We start from the raw sequence: 26,168 nt of genomic DNA on the forward strand, positions 1-26,168 counted from the left end.
TTCCAGGAGACAAGACCATGGCCGAGACCCGCTACACCAAGGACCACGAATATATCCGCATCGAGGGCGACACCGGCACGGTCGGCATCAGCGACTACGCCCAGGCGCAGCTTGGCGACGTCGTCTTCGTCGAATTGCCCGCCATCGGCAAGGCTGTGACCAAGGGCGGCGAAGCGGCCGTGGTCGAGAGCGTCAAGGCGGCGTCCGAGGTCTATGCGCCGGTCTCCGGCGAGGTCGTCGCCGTCAACAGCGAGCTCGAGGCCTCGCCCGGCACGGTCAATGAGGATCCGGCCGGCAAGGGCTGGTTCGTCAAGCTCAAGCTCAGCGACGCCGCCGAGCTCGAGGGCTTGATGAGCGAGGCCGAGTACCAGGATTACGTCAAGACGCTGTGAGGCTCGGCGCTCCGTCATTCCAGGACGGAGCCCTCGGGTCCGATCTTCGATCGGCCCAAGGATAAACGCCACGGAGATCCGAGAATCTCCTGACGAGACGTCTCTGGTTCACGAGATGCTCGGGTCAAGCCCGAGCATGACGCCATTCAAGGGAATTCCCCATGCGCTACCTCCCCCTTACCGCCACCGACCGGCTCGACATGCTGGCACGCATCGGCGTTCCCGATGTCGATGCGCTGTTCAGCGACGTACCGGCCGGCAAGCTCCTGACCGCGCCGCTCGATTTAGCCCCAGCCAAGGGCGAGCTCGAGGTCGAGCGCATCATGGGGCGCATCGCGGCCAAGAGCATGGCGGCCTCCTCGGTGGCCTTCTTCGTCGGGGCCGGGGCCTATAAGCATCATGTCCCGGCGACGGTGGACCACCTGATCCAGCGCTCGGAATTCCTGACCAGCTACACGCCCTACCAGCCCGAGATCGCGCAGGGCACGCTGCAATATCTCTTCGAATTCCAGACCCAGGTCGCGGCGCTCACCGGCATGGAGGTCGCCAACGCCTCAATGTATGACGGCTCGACCGGCACCGGCGAAGCTGTGCTGATGGCTCACCGCGTCACCAAGCGCCGCAAGGCCCTGCTGTCGGGCGGCCTGCACCCGCATTACGCCGAGGTGGTGAAGACGCTCTCCGAGATGGCGAGCGACGAGGTCGTGGCGCTGAAGCCCGATGTCGAGGCCAATGAGGACATCCTCGCCCAGATCGACGATGAGACGTCCTGCGTCGTCGTGCAATCGCCCGACGTCTTCGGCAATCTGCGCGACCTTGCTCCGATCGCCGCGAAGGCGCAGGCCCATGGCGCCTTGCTGATCGCGGTCGTCACCGAAGTGGTTTCGCTCGGCGCGATCACCTCGCCCGGCGAGATGGGGGCCGACATCGTCGTCGGCGAAGGCCAGTCGATCGGCAACGCATTGAATTTCGGCGGCCCCTATGTCGGGCTCTTCGCCGCCAAGTCGAAATATGTCCGCCAGATGCCGGGCAGGCTCTGCGGCGAGACGGTGGACGCTGACGGCCAGCGCGGCTTCGTGCTGACGCTCTCGACCCGCGAGCAGCATATCCGCCGGGACAAGGCGACCTCGAACATCTGCACCAATTCCGGCCTCTGCGTGCTCGCCTTTACCATCCACATGACGCTGCTCGGCCAGGCCGGGCTGTCGCGGCTGGCCGAGGTCAACCATGCCAACGCGGTCAAGCTCGCCGATATGCTGGGCGGGGTGAAGGGCGTCACCGTGCTCAACGAGAGCTTCTTCAACGAGTTCACCGTGAAGCTCTCCAAGCCCGCCGCCGAGGTGGTCGAGGCGCTGGCCGAAAAGGGCGTGCTCGCCGGCGTGCCGGTCTCGCGGCTGTTGCCCGGCGCTGGGCTCGACGATCTGCTGATCGTGGCGAATACCGAAGTGAATACGGATGATGATCGTGACGCCTTCGTCGCGCGGCTGCGCGAGGTTCTCTGACGTTTAGTAACGGAAGGAACGGCTCTCATGTCCCTGCACGCTATCATCGCCCGCCGCCAGCGCGCGCTCATCGCCTCGTGGGTGCGCAACCCGCTTGTGCAGGTGCAGGTCGAAGCGCCCGGCGCCCTGCCAGGGCTGGTCTTCATCTCGGATGCCGGCGAGGCCGGCATGGCCGGTGGAGTCGGCCGGCGCGACGAGCGCAATGTCGCCATGGTGACCAGGCCCGGCGATCCCGATACGCAGGCGAGCTGTTGGGTCGCGGCGCGTTATTCCGGTTATCGCTCAGCCTATCTGGCGTTCATTCGCGAAGCCTATGGCGTCAGGGCGACATCCGTTGAGCTTGCCGGTTTCGATGTCGACCATCTGCTCAATCGCGCCAGAAGCCCGCAGGATTCGAGCTTCATCCGCATCGAGGCGATCCCGGCTGCTGCCAATCAGGATTGGGGGCGGCTGTTCGAGAAAGCCGCCTCGGATCCGCGCTTCTATGCCAACCAGGCGCGCGAGCGCCGTACCATGAGCTGGGTGATCTGCGCCAAGCTCGCCGGCCAGGCACCGCCGAACGGTCCCGGCGACCAGGCCGGGATCAACCGCCTCGTACAGTATTTCGTTTCGATCGGGCTCGACGCGGCGGAAGCGCGCGACGGCCTCAACTCGATGCTCTCATTCGCCTACAAGTTTCGCTGATCGGACATAAACACCATGCTCAATCGTCAGGGACGTCCCACCCAGGCCGGCGAGGCTGCCAGCGAGCAGCACGCCACCTTCACCGGCAACAAGGCTCTGCAGCAGATCGAGCCGCTGATCTTCGAGATCGGCCATCACGAGACGACGGGTGTCGATATCGATGCGCCCGCGCCGTTCAAACCGCGCCTGGGCAAGCATGCGCGCAAGGACGGTATCGGCCTGCCCGGTCTCTCCGAGCCCGAGGCGATGCGCCATTATGTCCGCCTCAGCCAGAAGAATTACGGCATCGACACCGGGCTCTTCCCGCTCGGCTCCTGCACGATGAAGCACAATGCCCGCCTGAACGAGAAGATGGCGCGGCTGCCGGGCTTCTCCGACTTGCACCCGCTCCAGCCGCTCTCGACCGTGCCCGGCGCGCTCGACGTGATGCTGCAGCTCTCGCATTACCTGATGACGCTGACCGGCATGCCGGCGGTGGCGCTGTCGCCGAAGGCCGGCGCGCATGGCGAGGCTTGCGGCATGATGGCGATCAAGGCCGCCATCGCCGCCAAGGGCGAGGGCGCGACCCGCAATGTCGTGCTCGTGCCGGAATCGGCGCATGGCACCAACCCGGCGACCGCGGCCCTGATCGGCTTCTCCGTGAAATCCGTACCGGCCCGTCCGGACGGCACCGTCGCTGTCGAAGACGTCAGGGCGCTGCTCGGACCCGAGATCGCCGCGATCATGCTGACCAACCCCAACACCTGCGGCATCTTCGAGCCGCAGATCGTCGAGATCGCCGCCGCGATGCATGAGGCCGGCGCCTATTTCTACTGCGATGGCGCCAACTTCAACGCCATCGTCGGCAAGGCCAAGCCCGGCGATCTCGGCGTCGACGCCATGCACATCAACCTGCACAAGACCTTCTCGACGCCCCATGGCGGCGGCGGGCCGGGTGCGGGGCCGGTTGTGCTGTCGGCGCGGCTCGCGCCTTACGCACCGGTGCCCTTCATCCATGTCGAGAACGGCACGCCGCGCCTGATCGAGAACAAGGACGATGCGCCCGCCGGCAACCAGCCCTTCGGCCGCATGACCGCCTTCCACGGCCAGATGGGCATGTATGTCCGCGCGCTTGCCTATATGCTCAGCCACGGTTCGGATGGCATGAAGCAGGCCTCCGAGGATGCGGTGCTCAACGCCAACTACATCCGCGCCGGCCTGTCGGACCTGATGTCGCTGCCCTTCCCGGACCACCCCTCGATGCATGAGGCGCTGTTCGACGACGAATGGCTCAAGGGCACCGGCGTCTCGACGCTCGATTTCGCCAAGGCGATGATCGACGAGGGCTATCACCCGATGACGGTGTACTTCCCGCTCGTCGTGCATGGCGCGATGCTGATCGAGCCGACCGAGTCGGAATCGAAGGCCTCGCTCGACCTCTTCATCGCGACGCTGCGTGACCTCGCCATGGCGGCGCAGGGCAACGACAAGGCGCGCTTCACGGCAGCCCCTCACCACGCCCCGATCCGCCGCCTCGACGAAACCCGGGCCGCGCGCCAGCCGGTGCTGAAATGGGTCAAGCCGCAGCCGATCGCCGAAGCGGCGGAGTAGCCCCTCGTCATTGCGACGAGTCTGGCGACGAAGCGATCCAGGGGCCAAGCGAGCCTCCTGGGTTGCTCCGCTGTGTGCGAAATGACGGCCTCGCCTGAAACGTTCCGATACGTAATTCTCTCCCGGCCTTAAGGCTTCCTTGACCATATGCGAGGGAAGCTTTGCGGTGCGCCTTCGGCGCATTGTGGGACACTTCCATGGCCGTGCGTTTCGTCAAGATTTCCGTCGCCGCTGCCTTTGCCCTTTTCCTGGGGGCGGCAGGCGCGCGCGCCGAGCAGCCGAGCTACGGCCCCAACACCTATGACCGCACGCTCGAGGCGCTGATCGCGCATGAGGACATCGCCAATCGCGGTGGCTGGCCCAAGGTGCCGGGCTCGGTTTCGAGCCTGAAGCCCGATGCGCAGGGACCCGACGTCACCATCCTGAAGCAGCGATTGATGCTGAGCGGGGATCTGGCCCCCGAGGCTCTGCCGGGCGATGTCTATGACGCCGCCGTCGTTGCCGCCGTGAAGCGCTTCCAGCTTCGCCATGGCCTGTCGGATCTGGGCACGGTCGGCCGGTTGACGCTGAAAGCGATGAACGTACCGGTCGAGATGCGCCTGAACCAGCTTACCGCCACGCTGGAGCGGCTGAAGAGCAACGGCTTCGCCTTCGCCGAGCGCTATGTCGTGGTCAATATTCCCGGCGCCAGCGTCGAGGCGGTCGAGAACGGCGTCGTCCAGCGCCGGCATCTCGCCGTGGTCGGGCGGCCGGACCGGCCTTCGCCGGTGCTGCAGGCTAACATCACCTCGGTGAATCTGAACCCCTACTGGACGGTGCCGACCTCGATCGTGAAGGCCGACATCATCCCCCATATGCGCAAGGAGCCCGACTTCGTCGCGAAGTCGAACATGAAGCTGCTCGGCGCGGAAAACCGCGAGATCGATCCGGCCACCGTCAAATGGGCGAGCCTGACCTCGCCCTATTTCACGGTGCGGCAGGATTTCGGCCCCACCAATGCACTCGGCCAGCTCAAGATCGACATGCCCAATAGCGAGGCGGTCTATATGCACGACACGCCGAAGAAGAGCCTGTTCCGCAACGATGTCCGCTTCAACTCGTCGGGCTGCGCCCGCATCGAGGGCGTGCGCGATCTCGCCGCCTGGCTGCTCGAAGGCACGGAGTGGACGCAGAGCGCGATCGAGGCCGAGATCGCCAAGAACGAGCGCAAGGACATCCGGCTGAAGAAGTCGGTTCCTGTCGCCTGGGTCTATCTCACCGGCTGGCAGAGTGGCGACGGTTTGATCCAGTTCCGCGAGGACATTTACGGGCTCGACACGCCGCAAGGCATCGTCACCTCGACGATCCAGGCGCGCAAGCCCAAGCCCAAGACGCCTCCCACGGTTCCCGTCCAGAAGCTCGAGGCCAAGCCCGCAGTAGCGGCGCCTGTGAAGCCCGTGGCAGCGAAGCCGGCTCCCGCGAAGACGGCGACCGCCATCAACTGAGGGGCTACAGCATCAGATCGAATATCGGATTCGGACTGATGCTGCAGCGCTTCGCCTATGCATCGGCTTGCCCCGAAAACCGGTTCCCACTTTTCGGGCCGATGCTCTATGGCGCGGCCAGGATCGCCATCACGGCGCTGATCGCCTGCCGGCGCGCCTCCGGATTCGTGCCGATCGTGACCTTGCCGTCCGGGCGCTGCGAGAAGGCGGCGTTGCGCTCGCGCAGCGGCAGGTCGGGATGGTCGAAATCATGATAGGCGCCGGCAAAGCCGGTGAACTGCGCGCCGCCGCGCTGCGCCAATTCCTGGCAGGGGGCGGCCGGCGTCCAATCGTCGGCGAGCCCCTGCAGGATCGTGGTCGGCACCTTGGCGCTCCAGCCGCGCTTCAAGATCACGCGGCAGCCCGGATAGAAGGCGATCGCCTTGCCAAACCCGCCAGCGCCGGCTGCAGCGGCGTCGCCGGCGACGCGCAGCGCCGTCGAGCCGCCATTCGACCAGCCGATCAGGCTGGGGCGCCCGGCCGCGACGAAGGGCTGCTGCGCCAGCCAGTCGCTCGCGCCGAAGGCGTCCTTGGCGCGCCCGGCCGGGGTCAGCGCGCGGTCGCGGTCATTGCAGAGCGAGGATAATCCGCGCGGGCGAAAACTGTCGGGCAGTAGCACGGCGTAACCGGCGGCGTTGAGGCGCTGGCTCCAGTCGGTCTCACGCGCATTCATCTTGCCGGAGCGGGTCCAGAGGCCGGCGCAGCCATGCATGGCGACGACAGTCGGGAAGGGGCCCGCGCCCGCCGGCTTGGCGAGCCAGCCCGTCAGGAGGGTGCCGTCGCGCGAGGTGAAACTGACCTGCTCCATTGCGAATGCCGAGCCGGCGAGAACCAGACTGGCAGGACCAAAGAGGAGGGTGCTGGCGAAAAGAGCGGTCCGAAGCAGCGGCGTCATGGAACGGAAGCCTCCTGAAGGCGCAAGGCGGGCGGGCCAAAGAAAAAACGCCGCGATCCCGGGGATCGCGGCGTCGATTTGATGGCCGGCCGAGACGAACTCAGTTCAGCTTGGCCTTGACCTCTTGCAGGCCGGTCGAGAAGGCGGCTTCGCCGGCCTTCCCGGCCATCTGCCCACGCAGGATGGCCTCGGCGGCGCGGGTGGCTGCCTCGGCGGCGGCGGCGCGAACCTCGGCCTCGGCCTGGATCTCGGCCTGAGCGATCTTGTCCTCCGCCGATTTGGTGCGGCGGGTGACGAACTCGCTCAGCTTGGTCTCTGCTTCGGCGGCGAGACGCTTGGCCTCGTCATTGGCCGCGGCGATGATGCTGGCGGCCTCCGCTTCGGCGGCCTTGCGCTTGGCTTCGTATTCGGCGAGCAGCTTTTCGGCTTCCTGCCGCAAGCGACGGGCCTCGGCCAGTTCGCGGGCGACCATCTCGCCACGCGAATCGAGCGCGGCCGTGATTTTCTTGTGCACGCCGAATTTGGCGAGCAAGCCCAGGAAGATGACGAAGGCGACGCCGACCCAGAAGGTATCCATCTGATCTCTCCTCAGCCCTGCGCCAGGGCCTGATCGACCGCGTCGGACGCCTCAGCCGTGCTGGGGGCCTGACCCGTCAACTTGGTCACGATCGCGATCGCGACTTCGCTGCCGAGGCCGCGGACATTGGACATCGCCTTCGACTTGGTGCTGGCGATGGCGGCTTCCGCCTTGTCGAGCTTGGCGGTGAGTTCGGCCTCGACCGAGCGGCGACGCTCGTCCGACGCCTTGGCGCCGGCGTCGCGGGAAGCCTGCGCGATCGACTGCGCGTTCTTACGGGCTTCCGTGAGGGCCTTCTCATAGGCCTGGGAGGTTTCCTCGGCCTTCGCCTGCATCTCTGCGGCCTGGTCGAGATCGCGCGAGATCGTGTTCGCCCGCTCTTCCAGGATGGCGCCGACACGCGGCAGGGCGACCCTCGACATCAGCCAGTAGAGGGCTCCAAACGTGATCGCCAGCCAGAAGAGCTGTCCGGCGAAGGTCTTGGCGTCGAAGGGCGGGAAGGAGGCCTTGGCGCCGTGCTCTGCCGCGGCCTGGGCCGCACCGGCCGCGAGCAGGGCAGCGGAAGCCACCAGTCCTCGTCCGAAGACAGTTGCAGAACGAAGCGGCATGGCAATGCCTTTCAGCCGGAAGAGCAGTGATGCCGGCACTCCGGCGCCGCGAGACGCGCCGGAGTTCGACAAGGCGACGTAAGATGCGTGCGTCAGAGCACGAACATCAGGACGAGCGCGACGACGAAGCAGAAGATGCCCAGACCTTCCGCGAGCGCCGCGCCGATGAAGGCGCGACCGAACTGGCCGTCGGCGGCCGAAGGGTTGCGCAGCGCGCCCGAGAGGAAGTTGCCGAAAATGCTGCCGACGCCGATGGCGGCGAGGCCCATTCCGAGGCAGGCGAGGCCAGCGCCGAGATACTTGGCTGCAACAGGATCCATAGTCTTTCTCCGGTGTGAAAAGCTTGAGCGGGTGGGTGAACTCTCGCGATCTCGGCTCTGGGCTCAGTGGCCCGGATGCAGAGCATCGTTGAGATAGACGCAGGTCAGGATCGCGAAGACATAGGCCTGCAGGAAAGCGACGAGGAACTCGAGCGCGGTGAGCGCGATGGCGAGCAGCAGCGGCAGCGGCGCGATGACATAGCCGAGCACGCCGGCGCCCGTGGTCAGCGCGACGACGAAGCCGCCGAAGACCTTGAGTGCGATATGGCCGGCCAGCATGTTGCCGAACAGGCGCAAGGAGAGCGAGATCGGCCGCGAGACGAAGGAGACCGCCTCGATCAGCACCATGAAGGGCAGCAGCCAGCCGGGAACGCCCGACGGCACGAACAGGCCGAAGAAATGGCTGCCATGCTTGACGATGCCATAGACCAGCACGACGCCGATGACGAGGAAGGCGAAGGCGGCGGTGACGATGATGTGGCTGGTGACGGTGAAGGAGCTCGGGACCATGCCGAGCAGGTTCGCCGTCAGCACGAACATGAAGAGCGAGAAGACGAAGGGGAAGAAGCGCATGCCGTCCTTGCCCATCACGCCTGTGACGGTCGAGGCGACGAATTCATAGGCGATCTCGGCGAGCGACTGCAGGCGGCCGGGCACGGTGGCGCGCTGGCTCGAGCCATAGATCATGACCAGCGAGACGACGCCCACGATCAGGACCATCAGCAGCGAGGAATTGGTGAACGACAGGTCGAGCCCGAAGGGGCGCAGGCCCACGATCGGATGGATCTCGAATTGGTGGATCGGATCGATTCCGCCGCCAGCCGCCATGTCTCAAGCCCCTCGTCGCGCAGCCAGCCTGGCTGCCTCTTCGGTTATTTCTTCGCCGCGTCGTCCTGAGACCCTGAGGTCGGACGCACGCCGAGCCGATAAGCGGAACGGAAACCGGCGATGGTGCCGAGCGCCAGAAAGGCGATCAGCAGGAACGGAGACGTTCCGAGCCACCGGTCTCCGAGGAACCCGAGAAGGGCGCCCGCGATGATGCCGCCTGCGAGATCGGTTGCTGCGCGAAACCCGGATGACATCGCGCCCGCAAGCGCCTTGTCCTTCCCAGCCGGACTTGCGCCCGGCTTTTCGCTCTCCTCTGCCCGCCCGATGGCGGTCTTCAAAGAGTCCAGTCTTGCGCGCAACTCCGTATCTGAGGCGCTTTTGTCAGGTTCCGACATGGCGATGATCCCTCCCTGATCGTGAAATGGCCACGATCCAGCAAAAAATCACCCTATCCCTGTCCAGACCCGCGCATCGAGCCGTCGTCAGCACGGCCTCCTTTATTGCCCGGTCCCCGCCCTGTCAAGGCAGGGCAAAGTGGCTTAAGGTATTGGAATATTTATAAATTCAGGCGAGATGCGACATTCTTGCCGCATTGCCGCGTCGATTGTGGCAATTTTTCAACCGGCCTCGCGGATGCGTTCGGCGGTCGCGAGGTCGACGGAGACCATCTGGCTGACGCCGCGCTCGGCCATGGTGACGCCGAAGAGCCGGTCCATCCGGGCCATGGTGATCGGGTTGTGGGTGATCAGGATGAAGCGCGTCTGCGTATGCCGCGCCATCTCGTCGAGCAGGTCGCAATAGCGCTCGACATTGGCGTCGTCGAGCGGCGCATCGACCTCGTCGAGCACGCAGATCGGCGAGGGGTTGGTCAGGAACACGGCGAAGATCAGCGCGGTCGCGGTCAGGGCCTGCTCGCCGCCCGAGAGCAGCGTCATCACTTGCGGCTTCTTGCCGGGCGGGCGGGCGAAGATTTCCAGCCCCGCCTCCAGCGGGTCCTCGGAATCGACCAGCTTCAGCTCGGCCGTGCCGCCGCCGAACAGCACGCTGAACAGGCGCTGGAACTGCTCGTTGACGATCTCGAAGGCGGCGAGCAGGCGCTCGCGCCCCTCGCGGTTCAAGGCGCCGATCGCCTGGCGCAGGCGCCGGATCGCCTCGCTCAGATCGTCGCGCTCGCCCGTCATGCCCTCGCGCTTGGCCTTGATCTCGGAGAGCTCGTCCTCGGCGCGCAGATTGACCGCACCGAGCCGCTCGCGCTCGGCCTTGAGGCCGGCGAGGCGGCTTTCGACCGCGCCTTGCGCGGGCAGGTCCTCGCCGGGCTTCAGCCCCGTCAGCCCCTGCAGTTCGGCCAGCGTCGTCTCCAGCCCGTCCTCGATCTGGCGCGCCACGTCGGAGACGCGCTGGCGGGCGGCCTCGAGCCTGGCCTCGGCGGACGCGCGCAATTCGCGCGCACCGGCCAGGCCTTCGAGCCCGGCCCGCGCCTGGCGATCGGCCTCGGCCAGGGCTGTTTCCGCCTTGGCGAGGCTGTCGGCCGCCTCGCGCCGGCCAGCCTCGGCGGTTTCGATCTCGGCGACGATTCGGCGGCGCTCGACCAGGAAGGTGTCGGGCGCCTCCAGCAGCGCCTTCTGCTCGGCTGAGACCGTCTCGATGCGGCGCCTGGTTTCCTCGGCCGTCTGGCTGGAGGTGGCGGCGCGCTGCTGCCAGGCCGTGACATCCTGCGCGATGGCGGCGCGCCGCTTTTGGCGCAGCTCCGCCTCGCGCGCCAGGGTCTGGACCCGCGCCCGCGCATCGGAAGCCGCGACGCGCCGTTCGCCCAGCTCGACGCGCGCCTTCAGCAGCACGGTTTCGAGATCGGTCAATGGCGAGAGTGCAGCGAAGGCCTCGTCATGGCCGGCTACCTGCGCCGTCGCCTCAGTGATGGTCTGGCCGAGACGCTCGATCGCCTCGCTCAGCGCCGAGCGCCTTGCGGCCGTCTCGCTGGCCTTGCGCTCGGCGGCGGTGAGCTGTTCACGCGCCTGGTCGAGCCCACGCCGCGCCATGCGCACGGCTTCGAGCGCCACGGTTTCGACCTGGGCGGCGGCTTTGGCTTCGTTCGTCGCCGCATCGAGACCGTCCCGAGCGGTTTCCGCCGCCTCGCGCGCGGCCTGAGCTTCGCGTTCGAGATCGCCGAGCCGGTTCTTCTCGGCGAGGCGGCGCGCGGCCGGCGAGGGCGCTTCGGCGGCGCTGGTGAACCCGTCCCAGCGCCAGATATCGCCTTCGCGCGAGACCAGCCGCTGGCCGGGCTTGAGCTGATCGCGCAGATGCGCGCCCTCAGTGCGCGCCACGATGCCGATCTGCGCGAGCCGGCGCTTCAGCGCGGCGGGGCCGCGCACCTGCTGGCCCAGCGCCTCGACGCCGGCAGGCAAGGCCGGATCGCCCCCGCCCGGGCCGGTGTCGCGCCAATGCGTCGGCGCGGAGGCCTCAGTGGCGGCGTCGAGATCGTCCCCAAGCGCTGCGCCGAGCGCGGTCTCATAGCCCTTGGCGACACTGATCGCCTCGATGATCGCCGGCCAGAGATCGCCGGTCGCCGGCGCGAGCAGCTTCTGCAAGGTCTTGATCTCGGTTTCCAGCCGCTGCGCCTTGCGGTCGGCCTCTGCCAGCGGCCCGCGCAATTGCGTCTCACGCTCGCGGGCGGCCCCAAGCGCGCCGCGTGCGGCATTGGCCCGGGCGTCGGCCTCACCCATCGCGGCCTCGCTGGCCGTGACCGCCTCCCGTAGCGCCGCCAGCGGTGTCGATGCGGTTGCGGCGTCGAGCGCGGCCTGGTCGCGCAGCAAACGGTCGCGCTCGCCCGAGGCCCTGGCAACGCGTTCGCGCGCCTCGCGCAAGGCGCGTTCGAGCGCGCCGCGCCGCGCTCCGAGATCGGAGAGGCGCGCCTGCGCGGCGGCGTGCTCCGTCTCGGCCGCGGCAAGGGCGACTTCCGTCTCGGACAGGCTGACCGTTGCCGCCTCGGCGCTGGCTGCGGCGCCTGCGCCCTCGCGCGCCAGCTCATCATCCTCTTCCGCCAGCCGCGACAGGCTTCCGCTCGCATCGCGCGCGACGCTCTCCTGCCGGGCGAGGTCGCCCTGAAGCTCGGTCAAGCGCCGGCCGAGCTCCTCGCCACGCTGCCTAGCGCGACGATTGGCGGCCTCAATCTCGTCGAGGCCGCGCTTGAGCCGCACCAAAGTCGCGGCCGCTGCAGCCTCTCCTTCGCGCAGAGCAGGCAGGGCATGTGCCGCGACGGCCTGCATCCGCGCCGCTTCCGCCTGGATGCCGGTCTGCTCGGCGACGCCGCGCACGGCCGCCTCCAGCGCGCGCTCGCCCTGGGCTTCCTGCAAGCGCGCCTCGTGATGGGCGATCAGCGCCAGCACGGCCTCCGCCCGGCGGATATCGGCGGCCAGGCTGCGATAGCGCCCGGCCTGCCGCGCCTGGCGCTGCAGCGCTTCGATCTGCCCGTCGATCTCGCCGAGCACGTCTTCGAGACGCGTCAGATTCTCTTCCGCTCCGCGCAGGCGCAGTTCGGCCTCATGGCGGCGGCTGTGCAGGCCGGCGATGCCGGCGGCGTCCTCGAGGATGCGCCGGCGCGATTGCGGCTTGGCCGAGATGATCTCGCTGATCTGCCCCTGCCGCACGAGAGCGGGCGAGCGCGCGCCGGTCGCTGCATCGGCGAAGAGCAATTGCACGTCGCGCGCGCGCACCTCCTTGCCGTTGACGCGATAGGTCGAGCCTTCCTCGCGCTCGATCCGGCGGGTGACTTCGAGGACATCGGTCTCGTTGAAGGCGGCGGGCGCCTTGCGGTCGGTATTGTCGAGGGTGAGCGCGACTTCGGCCATGTTGCGGCCGGGGCGCTCATTCGAGCCGCCGAAGATGACATCGTCCATCCCCGAGCCGCGCATGTTCTTGAACGAGCTTTCGCCCATCACCCAGCGCAGGGCTTCGACGAGATTGGATTTGCCGCAGCCATTGGGCCCGACGATGCCGGTCAGCCCCGGCTGGATCAGGAATTCCGTCGGCTCGACGAAGGTCTTGAAGCCGGTGAGCTTGAGGCGCGTCAGCTGCATAGCGCTAATCCTTCTCCCACCCATCTCGGGCCTGCCCGAGATGGGCAACCCAAGGTGTCAAAGTCGGCAGCAGCCGACTTTGATGGGGGAGAAGGTGGCCCGGCAAAGCCGGGTCGGATGAGGGACGGATAGGATCGCGCGAGGCTGCCCTCAGCCGTCTGCTTCGCAGCCACCTTCTCCCCCAAGGGGAGAAGGGAAATCCGCGCGCGTCCTCAGCCCGCCAGCAGCGGCTCGATGATCTTGTCGAATTCGGCGATCGAGAGCGCACCTGAACGCTTCTGCCCGTTGATGAAGAAGGTCGGCGTCGCATCGACGCCAGCCTTGGCCCCACGATCCTTCACTTGCGTGACGGCGTCATAGATATCTTGCCTTTTCAAGCAGGCTTCGAACGATTCCTGTGTGAAACCGGCCTGTTTGACCATACTCGACAGTGCATCGACCGGCTTGTCGGTGAAAGCCCAGGCCTTTTGCTGGCTGAACAGCATGTCGGTCATCGGGTAGTATTTGTCGTTGCCGTTGCAGCGGGCAAGCATGAAGCCGGCCGTCGCCAGCGGATCGAGCGGGAATTCGCGCAGCGTGAAGCGGATTTTGCCGGTGTCGATGTACTTCGCCTTCAGCGCCGGCCAAGTGTCCTGATGGAAGGCGGCGCAATGGCTGCAGGTCAACGAGGCGTATTCGATGACCGTCACCTTGGCGTCGGCACTGCCGAGCCAGACATCGCCGAGCGGGCCGGCCGTGGTCAGGTCGGTCTGCGCCTGGGCACTGCGCGCGCCCAGCATCGCGGCGGCTGCGAGGCCGGCGGTGCCGGTCAGAAGCTGTCGCCTGTTCGTCATAATGCAGTGTCCTTGAGAGCGAAATCGGTTGCCGGACCATAGAGGCCATCACGATTGTGGCAAGATCGGTTCGGTGTGATCTGACGGCGCTCACGAAGCTGTGTCGGGCCGGCCATGGCGGGCACCCGAGCTGACTGATTGGCCAAGCCGCTCCAATGCCGCCCGCAAGTCCGGATCGACGATGCCGGAGACCTGCTGCGCCACGCGCGCGACCGTTGCCGGGTCTGGCGGTGGCGGCGGCTTTTTGATTGCGGGCGCCTCGACCGGCCCCTGCTTCAGCACCAGCTTGCCGACGGCGCGCCAGCCGAGATGAGTGTTGACCCGCTCCAGCACGAGCGGCGCGAGCTGCTGCATCTCCAAAGCGAAAGCACCCTCGACCCGCACCACCATCGTGGCGGGGTCGGACGTCTCGCCCGGCGCGGGCCGGCGGCGTGGCCAGTCGATCTTGAGCGGCCGCGAGCGGGCCGCCAGCCGCTCGCCGACGATCTCGGGCCAGAGCGAGACGATGGCGCGGCCGGCAAAGCCCTGCGCGGCGAGCGCCGGCGCAAGGCAGTCATCAATCAGGTCGGCGAGGGGTTTGGCAGCCATGCACCATTGTGGGCGTGGCGTCGGTAGGGTGCAAGCGGGTGGGGGCAGTGCGGCGCTGGGGGCGGCTTTGGGTGGAGGACTTGAGCTTGTCCGCGACCAATGGCCAGTCATCTACATCCTTGTACTGAATCACGAATGCTGCTGGTAAGCGCGAAATTTCTGAATGAGCAGGATCTCGGTTCGGCCGAAGGGCGCGGGGAACCCTTCTCCCGTATGGGAGAAGGGCAGGGATGAGGGTGTGCCGTTGATTGTTGGGGCGCAACCGCGCCGGAGCGCCTCCTATTGAGAGGGCACACCCTCATCCGGCGCTGCGCGCCACCTTCTCCCCCGAGGGGAGAAGGGAAGAGGCGTCGCGGCATCGGCGCCCAAACAGCATAATCGTTGGCCGTTACGGGGACGCTTGCCGCAGCGCGCGCGTCATGCGGGTGGAATCCCCCCATGTCGAAAGCCAGATCAGAGTTTCGGTGGCTGCCGCAATGGTGGATTGCAGCACTGTCTGCAGCGCGCGTTGTTGTTCACCGCCGAGTTGCGCTTCAGCATGATGAAGATGCGCCAATTCCTCCTCACGGATGCTGCTAATGATGGCGTGGAGGCCGACGTCCCGGCTTTGCAGGAAGTGCAACTGGTCATCGAGGTGTCGGTGCACAGCCTCTTCAACCGCTGCGGTGCAAATCCAAATCGCCTGTCGCCCCATCAATGCCGTCAGCAAGCCGAGCAGAGATCCACCGAGACTCCATAGCTGCATGATGCGGCACGGACGCGAGCCGCGCGCTGGCATTGCGGCGAAAAATTTGGCGCAGTGGTCGATCTCGTCAGCCAACATCTGTCCCAAAGCGGACACCATGTCAGGCCAGAGCCGGCGCGCCACCGCGGTCTGCGCCGAATAGATGCGGATCGCACCGTATTCCCCGGCATGGTTCACGCGCACGATCCGCTTGATCGTCAGCGCGTCGCGTGACGCAAGCCTCTCCGACGAGATGGTCATATGATCGCGGAGGCTCATGGAAGTTCGCATCTTGCGGTCGGGGAGCGGCACGCTAAACCGGGGTCATGACCCTCGCAACGCAGATGCCCCTCGCAACGCGACAGCCCGCTGCCAAGGCGGCCGATCTCCTCGCCTGGTATGACCGCCATCGCCGCAGCCTGCCCTGGCGGGTGCTGCCGGGCGAAAGGCCCGACCCCTATCGCGTCTGGGCCTCCGAGATCATGCTGCAGCAGACCACGATCACGGCGGTGAAACCCTATTTCGAGCGCTTCATGGCGCGGTTTCCGACGGTCGAGGCGCTCGCAGCTGCGCCCTCAGAGGAGGTCATGCAGGCCTGGGCCGGGCTCGGCTATTACTCGCGCGCCCGCAATCTGCACGCCTGCGCCAAGGCCGTGACGGCGAGCCATGGCGGCCGCTTCCCCGATACCGAAGCGGGCTTGCGCGCCCTGCCGGGCATCGGCGCCTATACCGCAGGCGCCGTGGCCGCGATCGCCTTCGACAGGCCCGCTGCCGCCGTCGACGGCAATGTCGAGCGCGTCATGACCCGGCTCTTCGCCATCGAGGCGGCGCTGCCCGGCGCCAAACCTGTGATTCGCGAGCATGTTCTGGCGCTGCTGCCGATGGCGCGTCCGGGCGATTTCGCACAAGCGCTGATGGATCTCGGCGCGACGATCTGCACGCCGCGCAATCCGGCTTGCGGCATCTGCCCCTGGCGCGAGCCCTGCCGGGCGCGAACTGCCGGAACCCAGGAGAGCTATCCGCGCAAGGCCGCGAAGAAGGCAGGCGTCACCCGTTATGGCGCCGCCTTCGTGCTGCTGCGTGAGGATGGCGCGCTCCTGGTTCGCACGCGCCCGAACAAGGGCCTGCTCGGCGGCATGGCCGAGGTGCCGACCAGCGACTGGCGCGCCGACTACGAACTGGATGGCGCCGCGCAGGACGCGCCATTCGTGACGCGCTGGCGCAAGCTGGGCACGCCGGTGCGCCATGTCTTCACGCATTTTCCGCTGGAATTGACCGTGCTGGTGGCGAAGGCGCCGGCGACGTCGCAAGCCCCGCTGGGCATGCGCTTCACGCCGCGTGGCAAGCTGCGCGACGAGCCGTTCCCGAGCCTGATGCTGAAGGTGGTCGAGGCCGGGCTGGCGGCGCTCAGGCCGCCGTCATCTGCGCCCTGATCTCGCCGCGCAGGACGTCGAGCAGCATCAGCCCGGCCGGCCGGTCGACATGCCAGAAGGTCCAGCCATTGCAGCTCGGCAGGCCCTGGGCCAGCGCTCCGACCTTGTGGATCGAGCCGACCGCCGGACCCAGCATCAGCGTGCCGTCGGCGCGGATCGTCGCCTTGTGGCGGCGCTTTTCGTCCGTGACGCTCTCGCCGGCCTTCACCAGCCCGGCTTCGACCAGGCTGAGGAAGGGCACGCGCGGCTCGCTGCGCTTGGAGGGCGCGGTCGAATAGGCTTCCGGCGGCAGCGGCTCGATGGCGGCGATGCGCTTGCGAGCGGCGGCGGCATAGGCGGGATCGCGCTCCAGCCCGATGAAGCGCCGGCCGAGCGCCTTGGCGACGGCGCCGGTCGTGCCCGTGCCGAAGAAGGGGTCGAGGATCACGTCGCCGGGATTGCTGGCCGAGAGCATGACGCGGGCGAGCAGGGCCTCGGGCTTCTGCGTCGGGTGGACTTTCACCCCCGCATCATCCTTCAGGCGCTCCTCGCCGGTGCAGAGCGGCAGATACCAGTCCGACCGCATCTGCAGGTCGTCATTGCCGCCCTTCAGCGCCTCGTAGTGGAACGTGTATTTCGATGAGGCTCCGCGCGCCGCCCAGATCAGCGTCTCATGCGCATTGGTGAAGCGCCGGCCGCGGAAATTCGGCATCGGATTGGCCTTGCGCCAGACGATGTCGTTCAGCATCCAGAAGCCGAGATCCTGCAGGATCGAGCCGACGCGGAAGATGTTGTGATAGGAGCCGATGACCCAGAGCGCGCCGTCGGGCTTCAGCACGCGGCGGCAGGCCGTAAGCCAGGCGCGCGTGAAGGCGTCGTAATCGGCGAAGGACGAGAATTTGTCCCAATCGTCGTCGACGGCGTCGACAAGGCTGTCGTCGGGCCGGCGCAGGTCGCCGCCGAGCTGGAGATTATAGGGCGGGTCGGCGAAGACGAGGTCGACGCTGGCCGGGGGCAGGCGCTCAAGCGCGGCGACGCAGTCGCCGACGAGCACCTGGTCGAGAGGGAGTTCCAGAGGAAGGCCGGCCGCTTCGAGCCGTGGAGCCTTGATCGGTGACTGCAGCGCGGGCCGTCCGGTACGCGGAACTTGAATCCGGACGGCGGCGCTGGTGGTCCCGGTACGCAAAATACCCATGACGCCCCAAGACCGTTACGCAACTTGAACAGTCGCGATATTGCCGAGTCAGGGTAAAAGCCGGGTTTCCGCGATGAAAAAAATGCGTCTCGTTTTGGGGCTGCAGCTTTTGCCTAGCCCTTTGGCGAGTCAGGCGAATTTCCTAAGCGCAGGTTAACGCGGATCTGAGCGATGAGTGCGGCTGCCTTCTCGTCATGGTCGCCCTTGTGGCGACCATCCACGCCTTGCGGCGCGGCTTGCGGGCGACAACGATGCCGAGATGCGTTGCTAGGTCGGGTGCAAGGCGTGGATGGTCGGGACAAGCCCGACCATGACGGAGAACCGTCTTCGGCGAGGTCTCAGCGCTGCCAGACGCCCTTCACCGGTGCGAAGGAGAAGCGGTGCTCGGGGCAGGGGCCGTGCACCTCGAGCGCGGCGCGATGCGCCGGCGTGCCGTAACCGACATGGGCTGAGAAACCATAGGCCGGGTAGCGCCGGCAGAGTCGGGCCATCATCGCGTCGCGCGTCACCTTGGCGATGATCGAGGCCGCCGCGATCGAGGCGACGAGCGCGTCGCCCTGGATGATCGTCTCGCAGGCGCAGGGCAGGGCCGGCGGGTCGTTGCCGTCGACCAGCACGAAGACCGGCCGCACCGGCAGCGCGGCGACCGCGCGCCGCATCGCCAGCAGCGTCGCCTGCCGGATGTTGATGACGTCGATCTCGGCCGCCGTGGCGCTGGCGACGCCGATGCCGAGCGCGCTCGCGGCGATCGCGCCGAACAGCTCCTCGCGGCGTGCAGCGCTCAGAGCCTTCGAATCGCACAGCCCTGCCGGCACGTGATCCGGGTCGAGGATCACGGCCGCGGCCACGACCGGCCCGGCCAGCGGCCCGCGCCCGACCTCGTCGATCCCGGCCAGCGGCCAGAACCCGGTTGCGATGGCTTGTGTCTCACGGCTGAAATCGGCGCTCATGCCGCGCCTTATGCAACATGCGTTGCCGGCCGGCCATGCTTTCGGCATGCTGTCCACGTCATCGGGCCGGCGCGCTCCTCGTCATGGTCGGGCTTGTCCCGACCATCCACGTCTTCTTTCGGCGAGGGGCCGTGTTCAAGACGTGGATGCCCGCCACAAGGGCGAGCATGACGATGCGGCCTTGCCGCTCGTCAAAACAAACTCAATTGCGCCTTTTCTTTCTCGGGCTTCAGGAACAGGTCGTTGCGCAGCCTGAGCCTCGTCGCGTTGAAGCCGAGCCGCTCGGCCGCCATCTCGAAGCGCCGCCCGATCATCCAGGCATAAGGCCCCGAGCCGACCTGGCGCTGGCCCCAGGCCGGGTCGTAATCCTTGCCGCCGCGCGTCGAGCGGATCAGCGAGACGACATGGCGCAATTTGTCGGGGTGGTGCGTCAGCAGCCAGTCCTGCACCAGATCCTTCACCTCCAGCGGCAGCCGCAGCAAGACATAGCCCGCCTCGCGTGCGCCGGCGGCCTTGGCGGCGTCGAGAATGCGCTCGATCTCATGCTCGTTGATCGCCGGAATGATCGGCGCGACCAAGACCGTGACCGGGATGCCGGCCTCCGACAAAGCCCTGATCGTCTCCAGGCGTTTGGCCGGCGAAGCGGCGCGCGGCTCCATGGTGCGGGCGGTCTTGGGGTCGAGCGTGGTCAGCGAGATCGCGACCTTGGCGAGGCCTTTCACGGCCATCGGCGCCAAGATGTCGATGTCGCGCTGGACCAGCGCCGATTTCGTCACGATCCCGACCGGATGGTTGAACTTCGCCAGCACCTCCAGGATCGAGCGCATGATCCGCAGCTTCTTCTCGATCGGCTGATAGGCGTCGGTATTGGTGCCGATCGCGATGGTGCGCGGCTGGTAGGACGGCGCGCTGAGCTCCTTCTCCAGCAGGATCGCCGCATCGGGCTTGGCCGTCAGCTTGCTCTCGAAGTCGAGCCCCGGCGACAGGCCGAGATAGGCGTGGCTCGGCCGCGCGAAGCAATAGACGCAGCCATGCTCGCAGCCGCGATAGGGGTTGATCGAGCGGTCGAACGAAATATCCGGGGAGTCATTCCGGGTAATGATCGTGCGCGGCTTCTCGATCGAGACCTCTGTCTTGAAGGCGGGCAACTCGCCGAGCGTGCCCCAGCCGTCATCCTCAAGGACGCGCTGCTCGGCCTCGAAGCGCCCGCCTGGATTGATCGTGGCGCCGCGCCCGCGCCGGCGTTCCGGGTCGATCCGATGCCCAGCATAGGCCATCGGGTCGAGCGGTGCGACGCGTGCGGAAACCGAGGCCGGCTCGCTGTCATGCCGCTTGAGCGGAATCGGCCGCGAAGAGGGTCTCGCAGAGGGCGTGGCAGAGGGCGTGGCAGAGGGGGTGGCCTGGCGCATGACGCTGAACCGTCCTGGAAACTGCCGGGAATCGGCGTGTTTCTATGTTTCCAATGTGAACATATAGGGAACAAATTGCAAGTGACAGGATTGCGACATGTTGCGCTGCGTCATATGGATTTGCGCATGCTCACAGCCGTGATCCGGGCCGATGGCCCTCCCAGCCTGCTTGCCGCGACCTTCGCGGTCCTCATTCCCGCTGTCGCCGATGGCTTCCTTGGCCATGCCGTCGTGGTCGATGCCACCGGCGATCGCGAGGTCGAGCGATTGGCCGACGCCACCGGCGCGAGTTATCTGCGGACGGGCGCCGCGGAGGGCTGGCATCTCGGCGCGGCGCAGGCGCGCGGCGACTGGTTGCTCCTGCTCGATGCGGGCGATGCGCCGCAGTCGCATTGGGCCCAGGTCGTCGACCGGCATCTCATGCTTGCGCCTGACAGCCCGGCCTTGATTCCCTTGCGCGGCGTCGCCGGTTCGCTGCGCGAGCGCGCGGCGATCTCCTTCGGCGCAAGACGATTGCGCGCCGGCCTCGTCGTGCCCAAGGGGCTCGTTCTCGCGGGCAGGCTCGGCGGCGCCCCGCGCCGCCTGTCGGTGCGGCGGGAACGGGCGGGCGCCTGAGCGCACGCGCCGGGGTCAGGCCGGCTATCGCGCCTTGGCGCTGCTGGTCGCGAAATCGATGAAGGCGCGCAGCACCGGGGCCATCTGCCGCCGAGCTGCGGCTCTCCGCCCGCAACGAGCCTTGTCAGCTCTCGCCCTAAAGCTGGTTCGTCCTGAAGGTATCGCAGCTCTGCATCGAGCCTGAGCGCAGGCCGGTGGTGAACCAGCGCGTGCGCTGCGCCGAGGAGCCATGGGTGAAGGAATCGGGCACGACGACGCCCTGCGAGGCCTTCTGCAGCTTGTCGTCGCCGATCGCTGCGGCGGTCTTCATCGCCTCGTCGACATCGCTCTGGTCGATCCGGCCCATCGCCTGGATGTTGTTGGCCCAGACGCCGGCAAAGCAGTCCGCCTGCAATTCGATGCGCACCGAGATCGCGTTGGCGTCTCGCTCCGAGGAGCGCTCGCGCAATTGGTTCGCCTTGGGCAGGATGCCGATCAGGTTCTGGATGTGATGGCCGACCTCATGGCCGATGACATAGGCATAGGCGAAATCGCCGCCGCCGCCGAGCTTGCGCTGCATCTCCTGGAAGAAGGAGAGGTCGAGATAGACCTTCTTGTCCGGCGGGCAATAGAACGGTCCCATTGCCGCCTGGGCGGTGCCGCAGCCGGAGCGGTCGACGCCCGAAAACAGCACGAGGCGCGGCGCCTGGTAGCGCGTATTCGCCTGCTGCGGCAGCACCTTGGTCCAGACGTCCTCGTTCTGCGCCAGCACGGCCGAGACGAAGCGGCCCATCTCGTCCGAGGGCGGCCCCGAGGATTGCCGGGTTTCCTGGGTCGGGGCGCTGCGCCCGCCAATGCCGCCGATCAGTTCCGCTCCGCCGATCAGGAGGCGTGGATCGATGCCGAGCGCCCAGCCGACCAGGCCGAGCACGACCATGGTGCCGATGCCGACGCCGCCGCGCCCGCCGGGCAGGCCGGCATAGGTGCCGCCGCCGCGCCGGTCCTCGACATTCTCGGACTGGCGATAATCTTCCCATTGCATGGCAGGCACTCCGCTCTCTCGGCCGCCAATCTCTGCGAGCGGGGCCGGAAACTCAAGTCGTCTTGCGGCGGAGGGTTCCGCTCTTATTTGGAAGCGTCAATCAATTGCATTACGGTGCCCGCCGGAATGGAGAAGTGATCATGGCAGCAAGCGATCTCGTTCAAGCCCGTATCGATCCGCGTGTGAAGGAACGGGCGGCGGCCGTTCTGCAGGAGGCGGGGCTGACCGTCTCGGACGCGGTGCGAATCCTGCTGACCAGAACCGCCAATGAGGGCGCTCTGCCCCTGGAGCTGATCGACCCGGCCCGGCACGAGGCGTGGTTCCGTGCGAAGGTGCTCGAGGCGCTCGCCGATACCAGCCCCGCGACGGATCATGCCGAGGTCAAGGCTCGCTTCGCCGAGAAGCGCCGGGCGGCCCTGGCGCGCACGCCGGACGCCAAGGCGTGAGGCTCGATTGGAGCGTGCTCGCGGTCGCCGATCGCGAGCGTATCTTCGATTATGTCGCAACCGACAATCCGCGTGCCGCCGTCGCGCTCGACGAGCGCATCGAGCAGCATGTGGAGGTGCTGCTGGCCTTTCCGGAGAGCGGCCGTCCCGGCCGTGTCGAAGGAACGCGCGAACTCATCGTCGGCGGCACGCCCTATATCGCGGCCTACCGCATCGACAGCAGAGCGATCCGAATCCTGCGCATCCTGCATATGTCGCAGCTCTGGCCGGACGGATTGCCCTGAGCAAGCACCATGGCGGCGCGTGACCATCGCCGGCCGGTCAATGATAGCCGCCGTCGAGCTTCACCTTGCCGCGGAAGGTCCAGTAGACGAAGGCCGTGTAGAACAGGATCATCGGCAGCAGGAAGCTCATTCCGATCAGCACGAAGACATGCGAGGCGGGCGCTGCCGCCACGTCCCAGATCGTCAGGCCGGGCGGCACGAGATAGGGATAGTTCGAGATCGCGAGGCCGAGGAAGCAGAGCACGAAGATCGCGATGGTGAAGGCAAACGGCGTGAACTCGTGCTGTCCGTGCAGCCGCTTCCAGACCATCCAGCCGCAATAGGCGGTGAGCAGCGGGAAGGGCCAGAGCAGGGCGAAGTTGGCGGGCGTGAACCAGCGCTCGGCGATGCGCGGATGGGCGTAGGGCGTCCACAGCGAGACCAGGATTGCGAAGGCCATCAGGCAAAGCAGCAGCAGCTTCGCCTGGGCCCGGGCCCGCTCGGCGACCGCGCCTTCGGTCTTGTAGACCAGCCAGGTCGCGCCCAGCAGCGCGTAGCCGACGACGACACCCGCTCCGCACATCACGGAAAATGGCGTCAGCCAGTCGAAGGGCTTGCCCGCGAACTGCCCGTTCGCGACCGTGATGCCCTGGATCAAACCGCCCAGGATCAGCCCCTGCGCGAAGGCGGCGATGGTCGAGCCGAGCCAGAAGGCGAGGTCCCAGATGCGGTGCTTCGGTTTCGCCACCCAGCGGAACTCGAAGGCGACGCCGCGGAAGATCAGCGCCAGCAGCATCAGGATCACCGGGATGTAGAAGGCCGGCATGATGATGGCGTAGGCCATGGGGAAGGCGACCCACAGCCCGCCGCCACCCAGAACCAGCCAGGTCTCGTTGCCGTCCCAAAAGGGCGCGACCGAGTTCATCATCTGGTCGCGCTCGGCCTCGTCCTGCGTCGCGGGAAACAGGATCGCGATGCCGAGGTCGAAACCGTCGAGTACGACATAGAGCATCACGGCGGTGCCGATCAGCCCGGCCCAGATCACGGGGAGATACCATTCCATTGTCGGTCTCTCCTCAGCTCTGGGGTTGGATTCTGTCGTCGCCGGGATGGCCGTTGCCGAACAGCGCCGAGGCCGGGCCCTGCGCCGCCTTGAGTGTGCGCTTCGACGGCTGCTCAGGCGCGTCCTTGTCGTCGATCTCGTCGGGCCCTTTGTCGATCAAGCGGTTGATCAGCAGGATTCCAGCCGTGAACACCACGCAGTAGACGCAGACGAAGAGCGCCAGCGAGATCGCGACCTCCAGCGTCGTTATCGGCGAGACCGCATCCTTGGAGCGGATCACCCCCGTCGCCAGCCAGGGCTGGCGGCCGACTTCGGTGACGAACCAGCCCGACAGGATCGCGATGAAGCCGGCCGGCCAGCTATATTGCGCGAGCCAGAGCCAGCGCCGCGCCTCGAAGACCCGGCCCCGCCACCACAGAAAGGCGCCGAGCCAGCCGAACCCGATCATCAGCACGCCGATGCCGACCATGGCGCGGAAGGCGAAGAAGGGGATCTTGACCGGCGGCCTGTCCTCGAGCGCGAAATCGTTGAGGCTGGGAAAGAGCGCGTCCATGCTGCCATGGGTCAGCAGGCTCGCCAGCCCGGGGATGGAGATCTCGAAGCGGTTGAGGCCGGCCTGCTCGTCGGGCCAGGCGAAGAGCACGAGCGGGGCGGGCTTCGACGAATCCCAATGCGCCTCGATCGCGGCGAGCTTGGCCGGCTGGTATTTGGCGGTCTGCTTGCCGTGGAAATCGCCGATCAGCGCCTGCACCGGGGCGGTGATCGCGATCATCAGGATCGCCATGCGCACCATCGTCCTGGCCGATTCGGTGCGATGGCCGGCGATCAGATGGCGCGCGCCTGTCGCCAGCACGACGAAGGCGGTGGTGAGATAGGCCGCCGTCATCATGTGCATGTAGCGCAGCGGGAAGGTCGGGTTGAAAACGATCTGCATCCAGTCGAGCGGGTAGGCGATGCCGTCGCGGACTTCGTGCCCCACCGGATACTGCATCCAGCTATTGGCCGAGAGGATCCAGAAGCCCGACAGCGCCGTGCCGCCGGCGACGATGATGGCCGAGAGACAATGCAGCCAGGGCGGCACGCGCTTCCAGCCGAACAGCATCACGCCGAGGAACGAGGCCTCCAGGAAGAAGGCGGTCAGCACCTCATAGCCGATCAAGGGGCCGATGACGTTGCCGACGACGAGCGAGAACCGGCTCCAATTGGTGCCGAACTGGTAGGACAGCACGATGCCGGAGACCACGCCCATGGCGAAGGAGACGGCGAAGATCTTGGTCCAGAACCGCGCCAGCAGATGAAATTTCTGGTCGCCTGTCTTGAGCCAGAGGCCCAGCAGCGTCGCAATATAGGCCGAGAGCCCGATGGTGAAGGCGGGAAAGACGATGTGGAAGGAAATGGTGAAGGCGAACTGGATGCGCGAGAGCAGAAAAGCGTCGATCGTCATCGCAGGGCTCCGTCCGGCTTCGCCGCGAAAAGCGGGTTGTACGACTTCGCCAAAACAGCATCGCCGCCAACGGCGACGTTAGTCAAACCGGCGGTGCGTTTCTGCGGCCCGTAGCGCCGCAGGACGTTATGTCCAAGGGGCAGGTCCGGTTGGAAACGATCCGAGCCCATTCCTCACGGCGAGTGGCGAATAGCGAGGTAAGGCTTCCGTTCGCTATTCGCTATTCGCCACTGCTCATGGCGAATGGCGAGGTAAGGCTTCCATTCGCTACTCGCCATTCGCCACTCGCGTGAGGAATGGCTCCTCGGGATGAGGGCTGGCATGTCCAACCGGGTGTCAGGTCTTGGCGTCGAGCGCGGCCTTCAGCGCCCGCAGGTCGCGCCAGGCCAAACGCTTCTGCAAGGGTTGTCGCAGCAGATAGGCCGGGTGCAGCGTTGCCATGGCGCGGATGCGCCGCGTGCCTGTGTCGTATTCCAGCCATTTGCCGCGCGATGCGAGGATGCCGGTGAGGCCGAGCAGCCCCTGCGCCGAGGGCGCGCCGATGCAGACCAGGATATCGGGGTTGGCGAGCTGGATCTGGCGCTGGATGAAGGGCAGGCAGATCGCGACCTCCTGCGGCGTCGGCGTGCGGTTGCCCGGCGGCCGCCAGGGCAGGAGATTGGCGATATAGACATGCTCCTTCCGGTTGAGGCCGATCGCGGCCAGCATCCGGTCGAGCAATTGCCCGGAGCGCCCGACGAAGGGCAGGCCGATGCGGTCCTCGTCGGCGCCTGGCGCCTCGCCGACCAGCATCAATCGGGCGGCCGGATTGCCGTCGGAAAAGACCAGGTTCTTGGCGGTCGCCTTCAGCGCGCAGCCCTCGAATTGCGCGAGCGCCTCCTTCAGCTCGTCGAGCGTCGTGGCCTGCTGCGCCATCGTCCTGGCGGTGAGGGCGGCATCGTCGGGGGCCGTAGCCGTCGCCGGCAGGGCCGGCCGGGCGGCCGCTGCGGTTGCGCGCACGAGCTGCGGCGGCGCAGGGCGCGTCGCGGCGGGCTGCGGCGCTTCCATGAAATGGTCGTGCGGCGTCTCGTCGAGCGCCTCGGTGACGCCCATCTCGGCGTACCAGGCGAGAAGTTCAACAGGATCTGGCGCGGCGGTGGACATCATCGCTGGGGTTCTAGCATGCACATATGCGTCTTCGCGAGCCGCCGCAGTTGCAAATTGGAACGCGCGC

25 protein-coding genes and 1 pseudogene are annotated in these 26,168 nt (G+C 67.0%); 9 read left to right on the forward strand and 17 right to left on the reverse strand.

The genetic code is table 11. The features are described 5' to 3' along the window. Positions 1-17: 17 nt before the first annotated feature. The 5 genes from gcvH (at position 18) to BHK69_RS11085 (ending at position 5,652) form a co-directional block, all read left to right on the forward strand. Positions 18-392, forward strand: a complete 375-nt coding sequence (gene gcvH / locus BHK69_RS11065; RefSeq protein WP_069690149.1) for a glycine cleavage system protein GcvH — start codon at positions 18-20, stop codon at positions 390-392. A gap of 161 nt (positions 393-553) precedes the next feature. Next, positions 554-1,894, forward strand: a complete 1,341-nt coding sequence (gcvPA, locus tag BHK69_RS11070; RefSeq protein ID WP_069690150.1) for an aminomethyl-transferring glycine dehydrogenase subunit GcvPA — start codon at positions 554-556, stop codon at positions 1,892-1,894. Positions 1,895-1,921: 27 nt separating this feature from the next. Then, positions 1,922-2,578 (forward strand): hypothetical protein, encoded by a 657-nt coding sequence (locus BHK69_RS11075; RefSeq protein WP_069690151.1) that lies wholly within the window; start codon positions 1,922-1,924, stop codon positions 2,576-2,578. 15 nt (positions 2,579-2,593) lie between these two features. Then, on the forward strand, positions 2,594-4,168 hold the full coding sequence (gene gcvPB / locus BHK69_RS11080) for an aminomethyl-transferring glycine dehydrogenase subunit GcvPB (protein WP_069690152.1): 1,575 nt from the start codon (positions 2,594-2,596) through the stop codon (positions 4,166-4,168). Between the two features lie 197 nt (positions 4,169-4,365). Next, complete coding sequence (locus BHK69_RS11085) at positions 4,366-5,652, forward strand: L,D-transpeptidase family protein (RefSeq protein ID WP_069690153.1); 1,287 nt, start codon at positions 4,366-4,368, stop codon at positions 5,650-5,652. A gap of 106 nt (positions 5,653-5,758) precedes the next feature. Here BHK69_RS11085 and BHK69_RS11090 read toward each other — a convergent pair whose 3' ends face one another. From BHK69_RS11090 to BHK69_RS11135, 10 genes are all read right to left on the reverse strand, one after another. Next, positions 5,759-6,586, reverse strand: a complete 828-nt coding sequence (locus BHK69_RS11090) for a dienelactone hydrolase family protein (protein ID WP_069690154.1) — start codon at positions 6,584-6,586, stop codon at positions 5,759-5,761. 100 nt (positions 6,587-6,686) lie between these two features. Further along, positions 6,687-7,163 (reverse strand): F0F1 ATP synthase subunit B family protein, encoded by a 477-nt coding sequence (locus BHK69_RS11095; RefSeq protein ID WP_069690155.1) that lies wholly within the window; start codon positions 7,161-7,163, stop codon positions 6,687-6,689. An 11-nt stretch (positions 7,164-7,174) separates the two neighbouring features. Beyond that, complete coding sequence (locus tag BHK69_RS11100; protein ID WP_244548471.1) at positions 7,175-7,732, reverse strand: F0F1 ATP synthase subunit B family protein; 558 nt, start codon at positions 7,730-7,732, stop codon at positions 7,175-7,177. Between the two features lie 131 nt (positions 7,733-7,863). Further along, on the reverse strand, positions 7,864-8,091 hold the full coding sequence (locus tag BHK69_RS11105; RefSeq protein WP_056707584.1) for a F0F1 ATP synthase subunit C: 228 nt from the start codon (positions 8,089-8,091) through the stop codon (positions 7,864-7,866). Positions 8,092-8,154: 63 nt separating this feature from the next. Continuing rightward, on the reverse strand, positions 8,155-8,919 hold the full coding sequence (locus tag BHK69_RS11110) for a F0F1 ATP synthase subunit A (protein WP_069690157.1): 765 nt from the start codon (positions 8,917-8,919) through the stop codon (positions 8,155-8,157). 44 nt (positions 8,920-8,963) lie between these two features. Further along, positions 8,964-9,314 carry an AtpZ/AtpI family protein gene (locus tag BHK69_RS11115; protein WP_069690158.1) on the reverse strand — a complete coding sequence of 117 codons (351 nt, stop codon included), beginning with the start codon at positions 9,312-9,314 and terminating at the stop codon, positions 8,964-8,966. Positions 9,315-9,536: 222 nt separating this feature from the next. Next, entirely contained in the window at positions 9,537-12,992 is a 3,456-nt protein-coding gene (locus BHK69_RS11120) for a chromosome segregation SMC family protein (RefSeq protein ID WP_069690159.1), read from the reverse strand. 212 nt (positions 12,993-13,204) lie between these two features. Further along, positions 13,205-13,825 carry a DsbA family protein gene (locus BHK69_RS11125; protein ID WP_069690160.1) on the reverse strand — a complete coding sequence of 207 codons (621 nt, stop codon included), beginning with the start codon at positions 13,823-13,825 and terminating at the stop codon, positions 13,205-13,207. A gap of 90 nt (positions 13,826-13,915) precedes the next feature. After that, positions 13,916-14,413, reverse strand: a complete 498-nt coding sequence (locus BHK69_RS11130; RefSeq protein WP_069690161.1) for a DUF721 domain-containing protein — start codon at positions 14,411-14,413, stop codon at positions 13,916-13,918. 388 nt (positions 14,414-14,801) lie between these two features. Continuing rightward, the gene (locus BHK69_RS11135) at positions 14,802-15,398 is read right to left on the reverse strand and encodes a demethoxyubiquinone hydroxylase family protein (RefSeq protein ID WP_069693561.1); all 597 of its coding nucleotides are present in this window, start codon (positions 15,396-15,398) and stop codon (positions 14,802-14,804) included. 83 nt (positions 15,399-15,481) lie between these two features. Here BHK69_RS11135 and mutY point away from each other — a divergent pair. Next, a pseudogene (gene mutY, locus BHK69_RS11140) lies at positions 15,482-16,567 on the forward strand (A/G-specific adenine glycosylase); the annotation flags it as partial. On the opposite strand, the gene BHK69_RS11145 reads toward mutY, so the two are convergent. From BHK69_RS11145 to BHK69_RS11155, 3 genes are all read right to left on the reverse strand, one after another. Next, positions 16,545-17,744: a site-specific DNA-methyltransferase gene (locus tag BHK69_RS11145; protein WP_069690162.1), complete on the reverse strand. Its 1,200-nt coding sequence runs from the start codon at positions 17,742-17,744 to the stop codon at positions 16,545-16,547. The pseudogene mutY and the gene BHK69_RS11145 sit on opposite strands and share 23 nt — an antisense overlap. 338 nt (positions 17,745-18,082) lie before the next feature. After that, a complete protein-coding gene (gene rnhB / locus BHK69_RS11150) occupies positions 18,083-18,694 on the reverse strand; it encodes a ribonuclease HII (RefSeq protein WP_069690163.1) in 612 nt (203 codons plus the stop codon). 191 nt (positions 18,695-18,885) lie between these two features. Continuing rightward, a complete protein-coding gene (locus tag BHK69_RS11155; protein ID WP_069693563.1) occupies positions 18,886-19,971 on the reverse strand; it encodes a PA0069 family radical SAM protein in 1,086 nt (361 codons plus the stop codon). Between the two features lie 258 nt (positions 19,972-20,229). Between BHK69_RS11155 and BHK69_RS11160 the strand changes: the two genes are divergently transcribed. Then, positions 20,230-20,718 (forward strand): glycosyltransferase family A protein, encoded by a 489-nt coding sequence (locus BHK69_RS11160; protein ID WP_148663377.1) that lies wholly within the window; start codon positions 20,230-20,232, stop codon positions 20,716-20,718. Between the two features lie 136 nt (positions 20,719-20,854). Here BHK69_RS11160 and ypfJ read toward each other — a convergent pair whose 3' ends face one another. Then, positions 20,855-21,739 carry a KPN_02809 family neutral zinc metallopeptidase gene (gene ypfJ / locus BHK69_RS11165; protein WP_069690165.1) on the reverse strand — a complete coding sequence of 295 codons (885 nt, stop codon included), beginning with the start codon at positions 21,737-21,739 and terminating at the stop codon, positions 20,855-20,857. Positions 21,740-21,879: 140 nt separating this feature from the next. On the opposite strand from ypfJ, the gene BHK69_RS11170 reads away from it, so the two are divergent. Continuing rightward, the gene (locus BHK69_RS11170) at positions 21,880-22,185 is read left to right on the forward strand and encodes a type II toxin-antitoxin system RelB/DinJ family antitoxin (protein WP_069690166.1); all 306 of its coding nucleotides are present in this window, start codon (positions 21,880-21,882) and stop codon (positions 22,183-22,185) included. Further along, positions 22,182-22,469 (forward strand): type II toxin-antitoxin system RelE/ParE family toxin, encoded by a 288-nt coding sequence (locus BHK69_RS11175; protein ID WP_069690167.1) that lies wholly within the window; start codon positions 22,182-22,184, stop codon positions 22,467-22,469. The genes BHK69_RS11170 and BHK69_RS11175 overlap by 4 nt, the downstream gene beginning before the upstream one ends. Positions 22,470-22,506: 37 nt before the next feature. On the opposite strand, the gene cydB is transcribed toward BHK69_RS11175, so the two are convergent. The 3 genes from cydB to BHK69_RS11190 form a co-directional block, all read right to left on the reverse strand. Beyond that, complete coding sequence (cydB, locus tag BHK69_RS11180; protein WP_069690168.1) at positions 22,507-23,511, reverse strand: cytochrome d ubiquinol oxidase subunit II; 1,005 nt, start codon at positions 23,509-23,511, stop codon at positions 22,507-22,509. A gap of 13 nt (positions 23,512-23,524) precedes the next feature. Continuing rightward, positions 23,525-24,955, reverse strand: coding sequence for a cytochrome ubiquinol oxidase subunit I (locus tag BHK69_RS11185; RefSeq protein WP_069690169.1), 1,431 nt, complete (start codon positions 24,953-24,955; stop codon positions 23,525-23,527). Positions 24,956-25,291: 336 nt separating this feature from the next. After that, positions 25,292-26,101, reverse strand: coding sequence for a uracil-DNA glycosylase (locus BHK69_RS11190; protein ID WP_069690170.1), 810 nt, complete (start codon positions 26,099-26,101; stop codon positions 25,292-25,294). Between the last annotated feature and the right edge of the window lie 67 nt (positions 26,102-26,168).

Origin of the sequence: Bosea vaviloviae, assembly GCF_001741865.1 — a bacterium.
GTDB classification, from domain to species: Bacteria; Pseudomonadota; Alphaproteobacteria; order Rhizobiales; family Beijerinckiaceae; genus Allobosea; species Allobosea vaviloviae.